At 32.9% G+C, this 987-nt stretch carries 1 protein-coding gene; it reads left to right on the forward strand.

What is annotated here, in order from left to right; all coding sequences use genetic code 11:
- Positions 1-253: 253 nt before the first annotated feature.
- Positions 254-847 (forward strand): restriction endonuclease subunit S, encoded by a 594-nt coding sequence (locus EII32_RS11310; RefSeq protein ID WP_233582395.1) that lies wholly within the window; start codon positions 254-256, stop codon positions 845-847.
- Positions 848-987 lie beyond the last annotated feature (140 nt).

A 987-nucleotide genomic window follows, 5' to 3' on the forward strand; every position in this document is an offset into this window, starting at 1 on the left:
CATCGAAGATACAAAAAATTGCAGACTTGACAAAGTATTTAGGAATTTATATCACTGAATACCAAATATTAAATGACTTTTTAAGGGGCGACTATATAGACAAATAATAAGAGACGAGAGTAGCGGTAATAATATCCAGAACTTATCACAATCTATAGCTCGAATAAAAGTACCAGTTCCTCCTATTGATATTCAAAAACAGATTGTAGAGGAGATTTGTAAAGTCGATGAGTCTGTCTCATCTTCTATACAGTTGATTAAAAAAAATGAAGCAGATGTAGAAGGTTTACTATCCTCTATTAACTTTGAAGACGGTGCGCTAAATAATATCGCTCCATTTGTTACTAAGTCTATTAAATATAATGATATAACATCTGAAACATATATCACAACAGATAATATGCTTCAGAACAAATTAGGAGTCATCCCCTTTGTAGGTGAAGCGAATATTTCATCCATTACGGAGTATAATAAAGATGATATATTGATTTCTAATATTCGCCCATATCTTAAAAAGATTTGGTTTGCGGATAAAGAGGGTGGATGTTCAAAAGATGTCCTTGTATTAAGGTCTGCCGATGCAAGTAAATACCTTCCCAAGTATATTTTTTATATGGTTCGTAGAGATGCTTTTTTTGACTATGTAATGGAAGGCAAGAAAGGTGTTAAAATGCCACGAGGAAATAAGGAAGACATCCGGAAATACCGGATTCCTATACCGCCAATTGAAGAACAGAGGCGTATAGTGTCTCAGATAGAGGCATTAGAGTTAGAGATTACGAAAGCTCGCAATTTGATAAAAGATGCAGCTAATGAAAAGCAAGCAATACTTAATAAATATTTATAATATGGGAGACAATAAAGATAATAGAAAAAATTCCTTAGAATATATGTAGTCGTCCCTTAAAAACTATATTTCAGCGTGAAGTTTGTAAAATCGAAATTCACGCTGATTCTTTTTATAAGCCACAAAAGAACTCTCATAGC

The organism is Prevotella sp. OH937_COT-195 (genome assembly GCF_003932845.1).
Lineage (GTDB): Bacteria > Bacteroidota > Bacteroidia > Bacteroidales > Bacteroidaceae > Prevotella.